This window comes from Acinetobacter sp. T63 (genome assembly GCF_053852345.1).
In genome coordinates this window covers 1,908,150-1,921,448 of the sequence record NZ_CM132659.1, presented here as the reverse complement: position 1 = coordinate 1,921,448, position 13,299 = coordinate 1,908,150, and the positions used below count along the sequence as shown (strand labels likewise).

18 protein-coding genes are annotated in these 13,299 nt (G+C 43.7%); 12 read left to right on the top strand and 6 right to left on the bottom strand.

All coding sequences use genetic code 11. The features are described from left to right. Positions 1 to 3 precede the first annotated feature (3 nt). Positions 4 to 918 (top strand): hypothetical protein, encoded by a 915-nt coding sequence (locus ACVLR6_RS09320; protein ID WP_455995081.1) that lies wholly within the window; start codon positions 4 to 6, stop codon positions 916 to 918. Between the two features lie 200 nt (positions 919 to 1,118). Continuing rightward, positions 1,119 to 2,684, top strand: a complete 1,566-nt coding sequence (gene ahpF, locus ACVLR6_RS09315; RefSeq protein ID WP_005179083.1) for an alkyl hydroperoxide reductase subunit F — start codon at positions 1,119 to 1,121, stop codon at positions 2,682 to 2,684. Between the two features lie 136 nt (positions 2,685 to 2,820). Here the strand turns inward: ahpF and ACVLR6_RS09310 are convergent, their stop codons facing one another. The 3 genes from ACVLR6_RS09310 to arsC form a co-directional block, all read right to left on the bottom strand. Beyond that, positions 2,821 to 3,075: a YfhL family 4Fe-4S dicluster ferredoxin gene (locus ACVLR6_RS09310; protein WP_127799989.1), complete on the bottom strand. Its 255-nt coding sequence runs from the start codon at positions 3,073 to 3,075 to the stop codon at positions 2,821 to 2,823. A gap of 3 nt (positions 3,076 to 3,078) precedes the next feature. Beyond that, positions 3,079 to 4,470, bottom strand: a complete 1,392-nt coding sequence (gene trhP / locus ACVLR6_RS09305; RefSeq protein WP_455995080.1) for a prephenate-dependent tRNA uridine(34) hydroxylase TrhP — start codon at positions 4,468 to 4,470, stop codon at positions 3,079 to 3,081. A 144-nt stretch (positions 4,471 to 4,614) separates the two neighbouring features. After that, positions 4,615 to 5,043: an arsenate reductase (glutaredoxin) gene (arsC, locus tag ACVLR6_RS09300; RefSeq protein WP_455995078.1), complete on the bottom strand. Its 429-nt coding sequence runs from the start codon at positions 5,041 to 5,043 to the stop codon at positions 4,615 to 4,617. 84 nt (positions 5,044 to 5,127) lie between these two features. Between arsC and ACVLR6_RS09295 the strand changes: the two genes are divergently transcribed. Genes ACVLR6_RS09295 through arsH form a run of 4 tightly spaced genes read left to right on the top strand, consistent with a single transcriptional unit; the run spans position 5,128 to position 7,680 of the window. Beyond that, the gene (locus ACVLR6_RS09295) at positions 5,128 to 5,445 is read left to right on the top strand and encodes an ArsR/SmtB family transcription factor (RefSeq protein WP_005179068.1); all 318 of its coding nucleotides are present in this window, start codon (positions 5,128 to 5,130) and stop codon (positions 5,443 to 5,445) included. 4 nt (positions 5,446 to 5,449) lie between these two features. After that, the gene (locus ACVLR6_RS09290) at positions 5,450 to 5,923 is read left to right on the top strand and encodes an arsenate reductase ArsC (RefSeq protein ID WP_016659186.1); all 474 of its coding nucleotides are present in this window, start codon (positions 5,450 to 5,452) and stop codon (positions 5,921 to 5,923) included. A gap of 3 nt (positions 5,924 to 5,926) precedes the next feature. Then, positions 5,927 to 6,976 carry an ACR3 family arsenite efflux transporter gene (gene arsB, locus ACVLR6_RS09285; RefSeq protein WP_455995076.1) on the top strand — a complete coding sequence of 350 codons (1,050 nt, stop codon included), beginning with the start codon at positions 5,927 to 5,929 and terminating at the stop codon, positions 6,974 to 6,976. Continuing rightward, positions 6,976 to 7,680: an arsenical resistance protein ArsH gene (gene arsH, locus ACVLR6_RS09280; protein WP_455996171.1), complete on the top strand. Its 705-nt coding sequence runs from the start codon at positions 6,976 to 6,978 to the stop codon at positions 7,678 to 7,680. Before arsB ends, arsH begins: the two co-directional genes overlap by 1 nt. On the opposite strand, the gene ACVLR6_RS09275 is transcribed toward arsH, so the two are convergent. Next, positions 7,661 to 8,086 (bottom strand): MerR family DNA-binding protein, encoded by a 426-nt coding sequence (locus ACVLR6_RS09275; RefSeq protein WP_005179057.1) that lies wholly within the window; start codon positions 8,084 to 8,086, stop codon positions 7,661 to 7,663. The two genes, arsH and ACVLR6_RS09275, sit on opposite strands and share 20 nt — an antisense overlap. Positions 8,087 to 8,160: 74 nt before the next feature. On the opposite strand from ACVLR6_RS09275, the gene ACVLR6_RS09270 reads away from it, so the two are divergent. From ACVLR6_RS09270 to ACVLR6_RS09260, 3 genes are all read left to right on the top strand, one after another. After that, on the top strand, positions 8,161 to 8,781 hold the full coding sequence (locus tag ACVLR6_RS09270) for a cation transporter (protein ID WP_455995074.1): 621 nt from the start codon (positions 8,161 to 8,163) through the stop codon (positions 8,779 to 8,781). Between the two features lie 219 nt (positions 8,782 to 9,000). Further along, positions 9,001 to 9,255, top strand: a complete 255-nt coding sequence (locus tag ACVLR6_RS09265; RefSeq protein WP_016659182.1) for a hypothetical protein — start codon at positions 9,001 to 9,003, stop codon at positions 9,253 to 9,255. Between the two features lie 21 nt (positions 9,256 to 9,276). Further along, positions 9,277 to 9,462: a hypothetical protein gene (locus ACVLR6_RS09260; protein WP_016659181.1), complete on the top strand. Its 186-nt coding sequence runs from the start codon at positions 9,277 to 9,279 to the stop codon at positions 9,460 to 9,462. A 54-nt stretch (positions 9,463 to 9,516) separates the two neighbouring features. On the opposite strand, the gene ACVLR6_RS09255 is transcribed toward ACVLR6_RS09260, so the two are convergent. Beyond that, a complete protein-coding gene (locus tag ACVLR6_RS09255; RefSeq protein WP_005179053.1) occupies positions 9,517 to 10,296 on the bottom strand; it encodes a ferredoxin--NADP reductase in 780 nt (259 codons plus the stop codon). Between the two features lie 105 nt (positions 10,297 to 10,401). Between ACVLR6_RS09255 and tsaA the strand changes: the two genes are divergently transcribed. Further along, the gene (gene tsaA, locus ACVLR6_RS09250) at positions 10,402 to 11,112 is read left to right on the top strand and encodes a tRNA (N6-threonylcarbamoyladenosine(37)-N6)-methyltransferase TrmO (protein ID WP_168397853.1); all 711 of its coding nucleotides are present in this window, start codon (positions 10,402 to 10,404) and stop codon (positions 11,110 to 11,112) included. Between the two features lie 102 nt (positions 11,113 to 11,214). Here tsaA and ACVLR6_RS09245 read toward each other — a convergent pair whose 3' ends face one another. Beyond that, positions 11,215 to 12,273, bottom strand: coding sequence for a hypothetical protein (locus tag ACVLR6_RS09245; protein ID WP_180175220.1), 1,059 nt, complete (start codon positions 12,271 to 12,273; stop codon positions 11,215 to 11,217). A gap of 204 nt (positions 12,274 to 12,477) precedes the next feature. On the opposite strand from ACVLR6_RS09245, the gene ACVLR6_RS09240 reads away from it, so the two are divergent. Both ACVLR6_RS09240 and ACVLR6_RS09235 read left to right on the top strand, forming a co-directional pair. After that, positions 12,478 to 12,873: a transposase family protein gene (locus ACVLR6_RS09240; RefSeq protein ID WP_080631261.1), complete on the top strand. Its 396-nt coding sequence runs from the start codon at positions 12,478 to 12,480 to the stop codon at positions 12,871 to 12,873. Then, on the top strand, positions 12,821 to 13,291 hold the full coding sequence (locus ACVLR6_RS09235; protein ID WP_005252359.1) for an IS5/IS1182 family transposase: 471 nt from the start codon (positions 12,821 to 12,823) through the stop codon (positions 13,289 to 13,291). The genes ACVLR6_RS09240 and ACVLR6_RS09235 overlap by 53 nt, the downstream gene beginning before the upstream one ends. Positions 13,292 to 13,299: the final 8 nt, after the last annotated feature.

Here is a 13,299-nt window from a genome sequence, read left to right as displayed (position 1 = left end):
ACATTGCCCTTAGATGATTATGCGGTACCGACCGAGCACATCAATAGCGGTGTGCTGGCGCTGAAAAAGCGCCAGCGCAATCTGATGTTGCTGGGTATAACCTCCAGCACGGCGTTCATTGCCTCCATTATTGCTTTTTTTGTACAGCAAGATTTTGTCTATGGCTTTTTTGGCCTGACCACACAGGTCGAACAGCTGCACATTCCCTTAAGTGTCGATGCAAACCTGGCGATTTTAGAGCAGCAACCGGATTATTTTCTGGGGCTGTTGTCCTGGTTTGGCTGGCTGTTTCTGAAATTATTGCTGTCGTTTATTGGCGCCTTTTTTGTGGTGCATTTTCTCAAGAAAATCCGCTTTTTCTATGTGCGCTTTCAGTCCTTTATCCTGAAGTTTGTCGGCTGGTTAATTGCCTTTATCATGCTGTGGTCAGGTCTGACCTATCTGCAATATGACCTGAAAAATGATGACTATGATGCGCAGCAAAAAATTGTCTATTACGACAAGCAGCTGGCAGAAAGTGAGCTAGCGCGTTATCTGGCAGATGCACCGCTGGATACACCAGTCAAATCCTATTTACTGGCGCAAACCGCTTTGTTGCATCAACCACCGGATAAAGCCGCAGCTATTCCGCATGTGTTGAATCTGGTGAAGGCCGAGCAGCAGAATCCGGATTTTATTCAGTATGGCTTTAAACCGGAACAGCTCTGGTCAATGCAGCAACAGGTTTATGGAAAAACCCTGACCCCAATGGCAGAAAGCGTGAATAAACAGGTGGTTCAAGCCGAGCGTTTAAGTCAGTTTGTACAGATTCTGGTGATTACAGCGGCGATTGTGTCAGCCATTTTCAGCCTGATTTTCTTTGTGTTGGCACAAAGTTTTAAAAAGCGGGCATTAAGAATTGAGCAGCGGATTTTTTAATGCTGATGATGAGGCTCCTGTGGGAGTCTTTTTCTGGTAGATGATTTTTATCGCGTTGTTACAATTTAGATTAATCTATCCATAAAAGATAATGATTTATAAAAACGATCATTAATATAAAAACAAACTGTTTTATCTATTTTTAAATTTGGCCTATGATAGCGGTATTGAAAAATTTGACTCCTTAGGAGATGTTAGCAATGTTAGATCAAAATACTACAGCCCAATTAAAAGCCTTGTTAGAACGCCTTGAAGGTCCAATCGAATTAGTGGCCACTTTAGATAGCTCTGACAAATCAGACAAAATCAAAGAACTGGTAACTGAAATTGCCGCTCTGTCTGATCAGGTGACTGCACGCTTCGATGGTAACAACAAACGTGCACCAAGCTTTGGTGTCGCCAAAGCCGGTGAGCAACCGCGTGTATTCTTCGCAGGTTTGCCAATGGGCCATGAGTTCACCTCTTTGATTCTGGCATTGTTACAAACTTCGGGCTATGCACCAAAAGTGTCTGATGAAGTATTAGCTTCTATTAAAGACTTGGGCATCCAATCGGACTTTGATGTGTTCGTATCGTTAAGCTGCCATAACTGTCCAGACGTGGTGCAGGCATTGAACCTGATAGCCATCTATAACCCGGGTACTACTGCCACCATGATTGATGGTGCATTCTTCCAGGATGAAGTGGAAGAACGTAAGATCATGGCAGTACCTATGGTATTCCAGGACGGTAACCACATCGGTCAGGGTCGTATGACTTTGGAGGAAATCATTGCCAAATTAGACACCAACTCTGCAGCCAAAGAAGCAGAAAAGCTGAATGCCAAAGCTGCCTTTGATGTACTGGTGATTGGTGGTGGTCCTGCTGGAAACACTGCAGCGATTTATGCAGCACGTAAAGGCATTAACACCGGTATCGTGGCGGAACGTTTTGGCGGTCAGGTGATGGACACCATGGACATTGAAAACTTCACTTCAATCAAGAAAACCCAAGGTCCAAAATTTGCCGCTGAAATGGAAGCACACGTACGTGAATACGGTGTCGACATCATGAACCTACAACGTGTATCTGACATTAAAGGTGCAGATGAAACAGCCAACGGTTTAGTTGAAGTGACCTTGGAAAACGGTGCTAAGCTGGAATCGAAAACTGTGGTGCTTTCAACCGGTGCACGCTGGAGAGAGATGAATGTCCCAGGTGAAGCAGAATACCGTACCCGTGGTGTGGCGTATTGCCCGCACTGTGATGGTCCTTTATTCAAAGGCAAACGTGTTGCAGTCATTGGTGGGGGTAACTCGGGTGTAGAGGCCGCAATTGACTTGGCCGGTATTGTTGAGCATGTAACCTTAGTAGAATTTGATACCAAATTACGTGCCGACCAGGTATTGCAAGACAAGCTAAACAGCTTGCCAAATACCACAGTGATTAAAAATGCGCTTTCGACAGAAGTGGTCGGTGATGGTTCACAAGTGACAGCGCTGAAATACAAAGACCGTGCAACGGATGAAGAGCATACGGTTGAACTGGCGGGGATCTTTGTACAGATCGGTTTGTTACCAAATACCGATTTCTTGAAAGAAACAGCAGTTGAGCTGAGCAACCGTGGTGAAATTGTGATTAATGACCGCAACGAAACCAACGTCAAAGGTGTATTTGCGGCGGGTGACTGTACTACAGTCCCATATAAGCAGATTATTATTGCCACAGGTGAAGGCGCGAAAGCATCGTTGTCTGCCTTTGATTACATCATCCGTTCAGGACAGTAAGCAGAATTAGAATAGGGCCTGAGTTCCCCAATACCCAGGCCCTATATGCGGTAAAATATCAAAAAATAGTTATTGTTTTTTTTACAGGAACTGAGATCGCTAACAGCTCAGTTCCTTTTTTTGTTGTACCCCAGTTTTAGGGATGAAGCAAGTTTAAGCGCTTGAACTTCTCAGTCAGTTCTTCCTGACTTTCCCGATGCTCAGGATGCGGCACAATACATTCAATCGGGCATACCGCAACACAGGTTTGATGATCATAAAAACCGACGCACTCGGTGCAGCGGCTGACATCAATCTCGTAGATTTTGTCGCCTTCATAAATGGCATCATTCGGACATTCCGGCAGGCACATATCACAATTGATGCATTTATCGGTAATCAGCAGCGCCATGAGTTAACCTGCCTGATAGGCCAAGGATGATGCTGAAATATCAGCAGTGGAGTTCGGTAAATTACGGATCAGCAGGGCATAGCGCATATCGACATCAGCCGGGACCGGAATTTCCACAATATGACCAGAACCTTTGGCTTCCTCAATTGAATTGCCTTTTTTGTCTTTGATTTCGGTGAGAATAAAGCTGATATTGCCTTTGGTGGTCATCAGTTCTAAAGAATCACCCACGACAAAACGGTTTTTGACATCAATTTTAATGTAGTCGCCATTGCGCTCCAGCACTTCACCACAGAATTGCTGATGATCAAAACTGGAGGAACCATTTTCATAGTTTTGATATTCGCTATGCACATGGCGGCGCAGGAAACCTTCGGTATAACCGCGATTGGCCAGACCTTCGAGCTGGGTCATCAAGGATGGATCGAACGGTTTGCCGGCTAAAGCATCATCAATCGCTTTACGGTAGATTTGTGCGGTACGGGCGCAGTAAAAATAGGATTTGGTACGGCCTTCAATTTTCAGTGAATGTACGCCAATTTTGGTCAGACGTTCTACGTGTTGTACCGCACGCAAATCTTTGGAGTTCATGAAGTAGGTGCCGTGCTCATCTTCTTCGGCGGCAAACATATCTTCTTCATTACGTTGCAGCAGTACCGGTTCATTAAACTGGTGCTGTGCCTGCATGTGGAGCGCATCGGCATCTTGCGAGCAACAGCCTGCGTCCAGATTTTTTACCGGAATTACATCACCGGTTTCATCCTCTGCGGCATCCAGCACTTTATATTCCCAGCGGCAGGCATTGGTACAAGCGCCCTGATTGGCATCGCGTTTGTTCATATAGCCTGACAGCATGCAACGGCCGGAATAGGCCATGCACAGGGCACCATGTACAAACACCTCAATTTCCATATCGGGAACTTGAGTTTTGATTTCTTCAATTTCGTCAATGGACAGTTCGCGCGACAGAATCACCCGGGTCAGGCCCATATTTTTCCAAAACTTGACCGTGGCCCAGTTGACCGCATTGGCCTGTACCGACAGGTGGATGTCCATGTGCGGGAAGTGTTCACGCACCATCATGATCAGGCCCGGATCGGACATGATTAGCGCATCAGGCTGCATGGCCACGACTGGCTCAAGATCACGGATAAAGTTTTTCAGTTTAGAGTTATGCGGCTGGATGTTGACCACCACATAGAATTTTTTGCCTAATTCATGTGCTTCTTTAATGCCAATAGCCAGATTGTCATGATCAAACTCGTTATTCCGGACACGCAAACTATAACGCGGCTGCCCGGCATACACGGCATCTGCTCCATAGGCAAAGGCATAGCGCATATTTTTTAAAGAACCGGCAGGAGAGAGAAGTTCGGTAACGGAATGAAGATGCATGATCAATCAAAAAGGCATAAAAAAATTGTGGCTTTATTGTAGGGATAAAATTTTTCGATTCAACCTAGTAAAAAACTCGGGATTATCAGGCACTCAGCCTGCTAGCGCTGAGAGATGAGCGGCAGCAGGCGAGAGGAAAAACGGTTAATTGACACGCTGACCGTGCTCATCAATCACCAGTTCACCATCTTCTTTACGAAAGGCCTTGAGCTGCGGCTGGGTCAGTAAATCCAGTACCAGTTCAGAAGGTCGGCACAGTTTAACGCCGCGTTCAGTCACCACAAAAGGACGGTTAATCAGCAGTGGATGTTGTACCATCAGGGCAATCAGTTCTGCATCGCTCAGATCACGCTCGGCCAATTGCAAGGTTTCATACGGCGTTACATTTTGACGGATCGCCTCGCGTACGCTTAAACCGGCCTGCTGAATCATGTCGGCCAGTACTTCGGCTATTGGTGGATTTTTTAAATATTCAATAATTTCAGGTTCTTGTCCAGTATTGCGGATTAAGGCCAAAGTGTTGCGTGAAGTGCCGCAGTCAGGATTGTGAAAGATTTTAATTGGAGCCGCCATAGTGCTAAAACTCAGGTAAAAGAGGGATATTGCTTTTATATATGGATATACGTATATTCGCAAGTATAAATATGGGGAAGCTGTATGAATCAAACTGATTTTTTTAAATGCCTGTCCGATCCGACCCGTCTGGATATTTTGAAACTGGTGCTGGCCAAACAGAATATTTGTGTCTGCGAGCTGACCGAGGCATTAAATTTAAGCCAACCTAAAATTTCCCGTCATTTGGCTTTGCTGAGAAATTTATCGGTTTTACTGGACCAGCGTCAGGGGCAGTGGGTGTATTACCGCCTGAATCCAGATTTACCCGAGTGGGCAGTGAGTGTGCTGAATATTATCGCGGAGCAAGATGTCAGTCCGATGAATTCGCTGACAGCAACGCTTTCAAGTTATTGTGAGTAAAACCATGAAATTCCTCTTTTTATGTACCGGAAATAGCTGCCGCAGCATTTTATCTGAAGTGTTATTTAACAGTCGTGCTCCAGAAGGCTGGACAGCCTATAGCGCCGGCAGCAAACCGACCGGTCGTGTCCATCCTCTGACGTTAAAGACGCTGGAAAATCTGGGCCTGTCGACTGAAGGGCTCTCCAGTAAAAGTATTGATGACTGTGAGCAGTATCAGCCCGATGTGGTGATTACCGTATGTGATGCGGCCGCGCAGGAAGCCTGTCCTTTGTATTTGGGCGGCGCAATTAAAGCGCATTGGGGACTTGCCGATCCATCGCATCTGGATTTGCCGGAAGCAGCCAAGTTGCAGGCCTTTTTAGAAACAGTCGCGCATATCAACAAGCGTCTGGATGCACTGTTTGCGTTACAGCCTGAACAGATGACCCGTCCCGAACTGATTGCTGCCATCAACAATATTTCCCATATCGAGTAAGTCATGGCCAGCACCCGTAAACTTTCCTTTTTAGACCGCAATCTGACACTGTGGATTTTTATTGCCATGGCGCTCGGGATTGGCATTGGGCTGTATTTCCCGCAGGTGTCGAGCAGTCTGGACCAGATGAGCATGGGCAATGTCAATTTACCGATTGCTATTGGCCTGATTCTGATGATGTATCCACCGCTGGCCAAAGTGGACTATGCCGCTTTACCGCAAATTTTTCAGGATAAACGCACGCTGCTGTTGTCGCTGGTACAAAACTGGCTGATTGCACCGTGTTTGATGTTCGCACTGGCACTGATTTTCCTGCAGCATTATCCGGAATATATGACTGGCCTGATTCTGATTGGACTGGCGCGCTGTATTGCCATGGTACTGGTCTGGAATGATCTGGCCTGTGGTGATAACCAGTATGTCGCTGCCTTGGTGGCCTTTAACAGTATTTTCCAGATTCTGTTTTTCAGTACCTATGCCTGGTTGTTCTTAAGTGTGTTACCGCCTTATTTTGGTGTGGCCGGTCAGGTGATTGATGTCAGTTTCTGGACCATTACTCATGCGGTATTGGTCTATCTGGGCATTCCATTTTTGCTGGGCTTTCTGACCCGGCTGATTCTGGTGAAAAATAAAGGACTGGACTGGTATCAGCAGCGTTTTATTCCCAAAATCAGTCCACTTAGCCTGCTGGCGCTGCTGTTTACCATTGTCGCCATGTTTAGCCTGAAAGGGGCCGATGTGGTTGGGTTACCCATGGATGTACTGCGCATTGCCATTCCATTGACCATCTATTTTGTATTGATGTTCTTTGTCAGCTTCTTGATGAGCAAGTGGATGGGCAATGACTATCCACGTACCACGGCCATTTCTTTTACCGCGGCCGGCAATAATTTTGAACTGGCTTTGGCGGTGGCGATTGCAACCTTTGGTCTGACCTCACCGGTGGCATTTACCACCATTATTGGCCCGCTGGTGGAAGTGCCAGTGTTAATTGCCCTGGTGAGTGTCTCGCTGTGGCTGAAACGTAAATTTTATGATGGAACAGGTGGATGATGTCACTTCCCAATCTTGATGTAGACTTAATTGAACAGCCGAGTTTTGAGCAGGTTCAGGCCAAAGTATTGCCACATCCGCCGCGAATTTTATTGCTCTATGGTTCAAACCGTGAGCGCTCTTATAGCCGTTTGGCGGTGATGGAAGCCGGCCGGATTCTGGAGCACTTTGGCGCAGAAGTTAAAATTTTCCATCCCAAAGGTTTACCGTTACCGGAAGATGGCGATGCTTCACATCCTAAAGTTCAGGAATTGCATGAATTGCTGGCCTGGGCAGAAGGCATGGTCTGGTGCAGCCCGGAACGTCATGGTGCCATGAGTTCTATTTTGAAAGCACAGATTGACTGGATTCCTCTGGCTGCCGGTGCCATTCGTGCGACCCAAGGTAAAACTCTGGCGCTGATGCAGGTCAGTGGTGGTTCGCAATCCTTTAATGCGGTGAATCAGATGCGTATTTTAGGGCGCTGGATGCGGATGATCACCATCCCGAACCAGTCCTCGATTCCGAAAGCCTTTTTGGAGTTTGATGAAGCCGGACGTATGCAAGCCTCTTCCTTATATGACCGGATTGTCGATGTCATGGAAGAGCTGTACAAGTTCACTTTATTGACCCGCGGGCAGGCCAGCTATCTGATCAACCGTTATTCCGAGCGTAAGGAATCGGCTGCGGAACTGTCGAAACGGGTTAATCAGAAGTCGATTTAGGCGTTTCATCCGCCTCTAGCTGTTTTAAAATTTGGCAATGGTCGATGGTGGTTCGGGCATTGCAAGACTGCCGTAATTGCTGCAGTTGCAGCTGAAAATGCTGTAACTCAGCAATTTTGCTTTCGATTTGTACTAAATGATGATCAAGCAGTTCATTTACCGCCTGACAGTCCTGATCAGGCTGCTGTTCCAGTGCAATTAGGGTTTCAATTTCTTTTAAGGATAAATCCAGTGCGCGGCAACGTTTAATAAAAATTAGCCGTTTTAAGGTGTCATCATCATAATAACGATAATTATTTTCGGCCCTTAAGGTGGGTTGGATGAGCGCTTTCTTTTCATAAAAACGCACCGTGTCTGCACTCAGACCGGTTTTTTTGACCAAATCCCGAATCAGATAATGTGCCATGACTTGACCTTGGAGTTAGACCATAGTTTCTAATGAGCATAATACAGTCATAGAAAAATGCAACAGGAGGCTTTATGGCCTGTCAATGTCAGCCTGCACCGGTCAAACCCGATGGCCGTTTTCGTACTGCACTCTGGATTGCCCTGATTATTAATTTGCTGATGTTTGTGGTGGAACTGTTTGGCGGGATGTATGCCCATTCGGCAGCACTCTGGGCCGATGCGCTGGATTTCTTTGGCGATGCCGCCAACTATGCCATTTCACTGGCCGTGCTAGGGATGAGTCTGTACTGGCGTGCCACTGTGGCTTTATTAAAAGGCATTACCATGGCCACGTTTGGCTGTCTGGTGTTGGCCAAAACGGTCTATAACTATATGCAGGGCATTCCCCCGGAAGCGATTACCATGGGGGTAATTGGTGGACTGGCCTTAGTGGCCAACGTAGTGGCAGCCGTGATTCTGTATCGCTTTCGTGATGGCGATTCCAATATGAAATCGGTCTGGCTGTGTAGCCGTAACGATGCGATTGGCAATGTTGCGGTGATTCTGGCTGCGGTCGGTGTATTTGGAACGGGCAGTTTATTGCCGGATATTATTGTCGCGGTGATTATGGCGGGGCTGGGTTTAACTGCGGGTTATCAGGTGATTAAAAAAGCCTGGGCGGAGAGACAGAAGAGTGCGACCACCTCCGCTTAATAGGAGTATAACTGAAGCGATCAACGCGAGTAATTTTAGGCGTTGATCGCTTTTTTGTTGATCCATGACAGATTTGTATTCAAAAAAGAAAATTTTATCTTGATGCAAAAAGCTATTTACAAAAGTTAACATATTATTAGAATGAAGCATAAATTTATGTATTTAAAAGATAATTCAAATTATTTACTGAGTTTTTAGTATTTGTGAATTGAGGGTTTAATGAAACTAATTAAATTGTTTTCTATCGTCAGCCTCGTGGCATTGGCGGGATGTAGTTCTAAAGTTATGACCTATGATACCGCAGGAAATTTGATCGGTTCCTGTGTGGCGACACAAGGTTTTATTTTAGGTGCAAAAGCCGTTTGTTATGGTGGGGCAAATTTACAGGGCGTAGATTATTCCAAAATTGATGAACACACCGGTCTATTACCGTCTGTGCCGAAGTCCAACCAGATTACATTGCAACACGATTAATTTTTTTAGAGGGGTAATATCATGAAATTTTTTAATTTAATCACGCTAACTGCTGCTATTTTAATGACAGGTTGTGCCTCAAAAGTGACGACCTATGATTCAAATGGCCGTATGATCGGTTCATGTGAAGCACAAACAGGTTTTGTTATTGGCGGTGGTGCTCACTGTGAAGGGCATGCTAATCAGGAAGGGCGTAGCACTCGCTAAATTAGAGAAATAAAAAACCGGTCAATCTGACCGGTTTTTTATTTCTGGAAAAGCTTATTTTTCCACGAATGCACGTTCAATCACGTAATCGCCTAAAACGCCCATACGTGGTGATTCTTTTAATCCGTGTTGATCAAGCAGCGCAGCAACATCATCCAGGAAGGCTGGGCTACCACACAGCATCGCGCGGTCAGTTTCCGGGTTAAAACGTGGTAAACCGATTTTCTCGAACAATTGACCAGATTCAATTGCAGTGGTGACACGACCTTGAGTATGGAAATCTTCACGTGTTACCGTTGGATAATAAACCAGTTTTTCTTTCGCGCCCAGTTCCGAGAAGAATTCGTGGTTTGGAATTTCGTTCAGAATCAGGTCCTGATACGCCAGTTCAGAAATATAACGTGTACCATGAACAACAATGATTTTTTCAAAACGTTCATAGGTTTCCGGATCACGAATCACCGACAGGAACGGTGCAAGACCGGTACCTGAAGACAGCAGGTATAAGTTTTTACCCGGATTTAAGTCATCGAGTACCAGAGTTCCGGTTGGTTTGCGAGAAACCAGCAGTTCATCGCCCACTTTAACTTTTTGCAAAATCGAGGTTAATGGACCATCTGGCACTTTAATCGAGAAGAATTCCAGCTCTTCTTCATAGTTGGCACTTGCAATCGAATATGCACGCATCAAAGGCTTACCATTCACTTCAAGACCGATCATTACAAATTGACCGTTTTTAAAACGCAGTGCAGTGTCACGAGTCGTTTTAAAAGAGAATAAAGTGTCATTCCAGTGGTGGACGTGAGTAATCTTTTCGACGTTAAAAGCAGCCATTAAAGGTCTCAATAAGTTATCAAATTAGAACAGGTTGCTATTCTAATCTAAATTCATTCTCTATAAACTGAATATATTTAATTGAGCTTATCAAAAAAAGTGATTATGACCGAACTCACTCTGCCGATTATTGGCTATATGCATTCTCCCTATAAAGAAAAGTTTGGCATCCCGCGTCAGCCTAATTTGGTACAGGTTGAAAGCTATATTGAAATGACCGGTCCATATAATGATTTACTCGCATTTGAAGGCATCGAAGAGTTTAGTCATCTCTGGTTAGTCTGGCAGTTTCATGACAATAAAAATCAGCGGAGCCAGCAATTTCGTCCGCAGGTTCGTCCACCCCGTTTAGGCGGAAACCAGAAAATCGGGGTGTTTGCGACACGTAGTATGTACCGTCCTGCACCCATTGGTTTATCTGTGGTAAAGCTTAAAGAAGTTAGAAAAGTAGGGAAATCGATACGTGTATATGTGAATGGCAGTGATTTATTAGATGGTACTCCGATTGTAGATATTAAACCTTATATTCAATATTCGGATTCAGTGATTGATGCGCAAAGCGGTTATGCTCAGGACGAACCATCACGTAAGCCCGTGATTTGGAGTAAGGACGCTGAACAGCAAAAAAAATTATTATTAGAAAAAGGAAAAATATCTGCTCAATTGCTAGAAGAACTTGAAGCCGTTTTATCTCTCGATCCTAGGCCGGCATATCAGGATGATGAGAACCGGGTTTATGGAATGAAGTTTGCGGACTTGGATGTGAAATTTAAAGTTACTTTAGCTGATATCGTAGTCGATCAGTTAATTTTTTGAATTTTTAAAATGAAATACTGATTTAAAAATAGGAACCTCAACTAAATTGGAGTTCCTATTTAATATTAAGATACAGCACTCGAAGTACTTTATATCAAGTTGTTACGAGTATTTTTTAATTTGCTTTCTTAATTCTTCAGATGCAGTATTATTAAATAAAGTGCATGCATTTTCTTGTAAAGTTGCATATTCCTGTAGAGCTGGTTTGTCCTGAGCAGATGCTGAATTAACCAGTGCTTTAGATGCAGTTAAAATATTTTTGATATTGTATTCTTCTCCAGCTGGATGATAATCAACTTCATAATATTTGCTCTTATATTCAGCTAATCCCCATTGCTGATCTTCTCTAAGATCTAGATATGCTATAGCATCCTTAAAAGTATGTTTGGCATATTTATTGTCTTTTGAAATATCAGCCCATTCAAGTTTCAAATAATCTTGTACATAATCTTCAAGTGAATATTTATATAACTCAATATATTTTTGTGAGTTATCAATAGTTTGGAATTGAATACAAGTAGATCCGGTAGGGAAGGTTGAATTAGAAAGTGCTCGATAAAAATCTTCCCCTTTTTCTCCCATAGGGTAGGTATCGAGTAAATTATATTTTAAATTGATATAATGCTCTGGACTGAGGATTTGAGCAATATTTTTACCACTAATATCAAAGACCTTGAATGTAAGTGTACTGCTTAATCCTGTGGAATTAATTGGAGAATATGGAACTTGCTTCCAAGTGGTTGCATTAGCCGTAATAGTCCCTTGCAATTTGCCATAGGTCGCATGTGTAGAACCGTGATCATATAATCCATTTTCAGTTAGATAGAAAGTTTCACTTTCATCCCAGCCTGTTGTCTCATCAACTTTAATATAGACATTCCCTTGATCAAAGGTTAGCTGTTCAATTTCATAATTTAGATCCGAGTCGGAATATTCATCAATATAGAATGATGACCATTGTTGGAAGTCAGGTTTTGTAAGGGTAGTATTTCCAGTTCCAGTTCCAGTTCCAGTTCCAGTTCCAGTTCCAGTTCCAGTTCCAGTTCCAGTTCCAGTTCCAGTTCCAGTTCCAGGGTTTGAATCAGAAGAAGAGGAGCCCCCACCACAAGCACTTAGCATGAATGCACTAAAAATTGCGAGTGATAAATTCTTAAATTTCATAAAAATCCCTATAAAAAATCGTAGTAATAAAATTGTTTTTTAAAATAAAGCAGACTAATTATAGCGAATAAATATAAAAATTAAATTTGCAAAATATATAAAAATTAACTATTTAATTAGATCTCTTTCATAAATCAAAAAACGATCTTCTTTTTGGTTAATATTTGCACTCCGGATTTCTTAGCATTCGTGCATAATCTGCGGATGAAATACATCGATTCAAACAAGCTTTCTGATCCTCAGTTCAAGCGATACACAGGCATCTCATGGTCAACTTTCTATTTGATGGTTGAGCAATTGCAGAAGCATGTCTCTGCCAAAGGCAGACCGCCCAAGTTAAGCCTGGAGGATCAGGTCCTGCTCTGTCTGAGCTATTGGCGGGAATACCGAACCTTATTTCACGTTGCGACGAGTTACGGGGTTTCAGAGCCCACAGCCTCAAGAATTGTCCGTCATGTTGAAGACTGCCTGATTCGGTCCAATCTGTTTAATTTACCCAAAGATTTACCCGAGGGCGAAGGCATCGACTGGCATGTTGTGATCGTGGATGCCACGGAAATTCCAATCCAAAGGCCTAAAAAAACAGAAGAAAAGCTATAGCGGCAAGAAAAAGACCCATACCTTTAAAGTACAGGCCATGATTCACTACAAAACTCAGAAAATTCTGAGTTTATGTACCAGTCGCGGTGCAGTGCATGATTTCGAGTTGTTCAAACGCAATTTAAACCAGATTCCTTTTGGGGCTTTTATCCTTGCAGATAAAGGCTATCAGGGGATTTATGTGTTGTATCCGAATAGCCTGTTGCCATTAAAAGCCAAAAGACACTGTAAATTAGATCCTGAATTGAAAATCTATAATCAAGAAATCAATAAAAGAAGAATCGGAATTGAGCATGTATTTGGCAGCCTGAAAACCTTCAAAATCCTTGCTGAGCGTTATCGAAATAGAGGTAAAAGGCTTGGTTTGAGATTCAATTTAATCGCTGGAATCTACAACTTGGAACTGAGCAAAAAATGATTTATGAA

Coding starts and splice junctions, on each gene's coding strand:
- ahpF (WP_005179083.1), top strand. CDS start 1,119: ATGTTAGATCAAAATACTACAGCCCAATTAAAAGCCTTGTTAGAACGC.
- ACVLR6_RS09310 (WP_127799989.1), bottom strand. CDS start 3,075: ATGGCGCTGCTGATTACCGATAAATGCATCAATTGTGATATGTGCCTG.
- trhP (WP_455995080.1), bottom strand. CDS start 4,470: ATGCATCTTCATTCCGTTACCGAACTTCTCTCTCCTGCCGGTTCTTTA.
- arsC (WP_455995078.1), bottom strand. CDS start 5,043: ATGGCGGCTCCAATTAAAATCTTTCACAATCCTGACTGCGGCACTTCA.
- ACVLR6_RS09295 (WP_005179068.1), top strand. CDS start 5,128: ATGAATCAAACTGATTTTTTTAAATGCCTGTCCGATCCGACCCGTCTG.
- ACVLR6_RS09290 (WP_016659186.1), top strand. CDS start 5,450: ATGAAATTCCTCTTTTTATGTACCGGAAATAGCTGCCGCAGCATTTTA.
- arsB (WP_455995076.1), top strand. CDS start 5,927: ATGGCCAGCACCCGTAAACTTTCCTTTTTAGACCGCAATCTGACACTG.
- arsH (WP_455996171.1), top strand. CDS start 6,976: ATGTCACTTCCCAATCTTGATGTAGACTTAATTGAACAGCCGAGTTTT.
- ACVLR6_RS09275 (WP_005179057.1), bottom strand. CDS start 8,086: ATGGCACATTATCTGATTCGGGATTTGGTCAAAAAAACCGGTCTGAGT.
- ACVLR6_RS09270 (WP_455995074.1), top strand. CDS start 8,161: ATGGCCTGTCAATGTCAGCCTGCACCGGTCAAACCCGATGGCCGTTTT.
- ACVLR6_RS09265 (WP_016659182.1), top strand. CDS start 9,001: ATGAAACTAATTAAATTGTTTTCTATCGTCAGCCTCGTGGCATTGGCG.
- ACVLR6_RS09260 (WP_016659181.1), top strand. CDS start 9,277: ATGAAATTTTTTAATTTAATCACGCTAACTGCTGCTATTTTAATGACA.
- ACVLR6_RS09255 (WP_005179053.1), bottom strand. CDS start 10,296: ATGGCTGCTTTTAACGTCGAAAAGATTACTCACGTCCACCACTGGAAT.
- tsaA (WP_168397853.1), top strand. CDS start 10,402: ATGACCGAACTCACTCTGCCGATTATTGGCTATATGCATTCTCCCTAT.
- ACVLR6_RS09245 (WP_180175220.1), bottom strand. CDS start 12,273: ATGAAATTTAAGAATTTATCACTCGCAATTTTTAGTGCATTCATGCTA.
- ACVLR6_RS09240 (WP_080631261.1), top strand. CDS start 12,478: ATGAAATACATCGATTCAAACAAGCTTTCTGATCCTCAGTTCAAGCGA.
- ACVLR6_RS09235 (WP_005252359.1), top strand. CDS start 12,821: ATGCCACGGAAATTCCAATCCAAAGGCCTAAAAAAACAGAAGAAAAGC.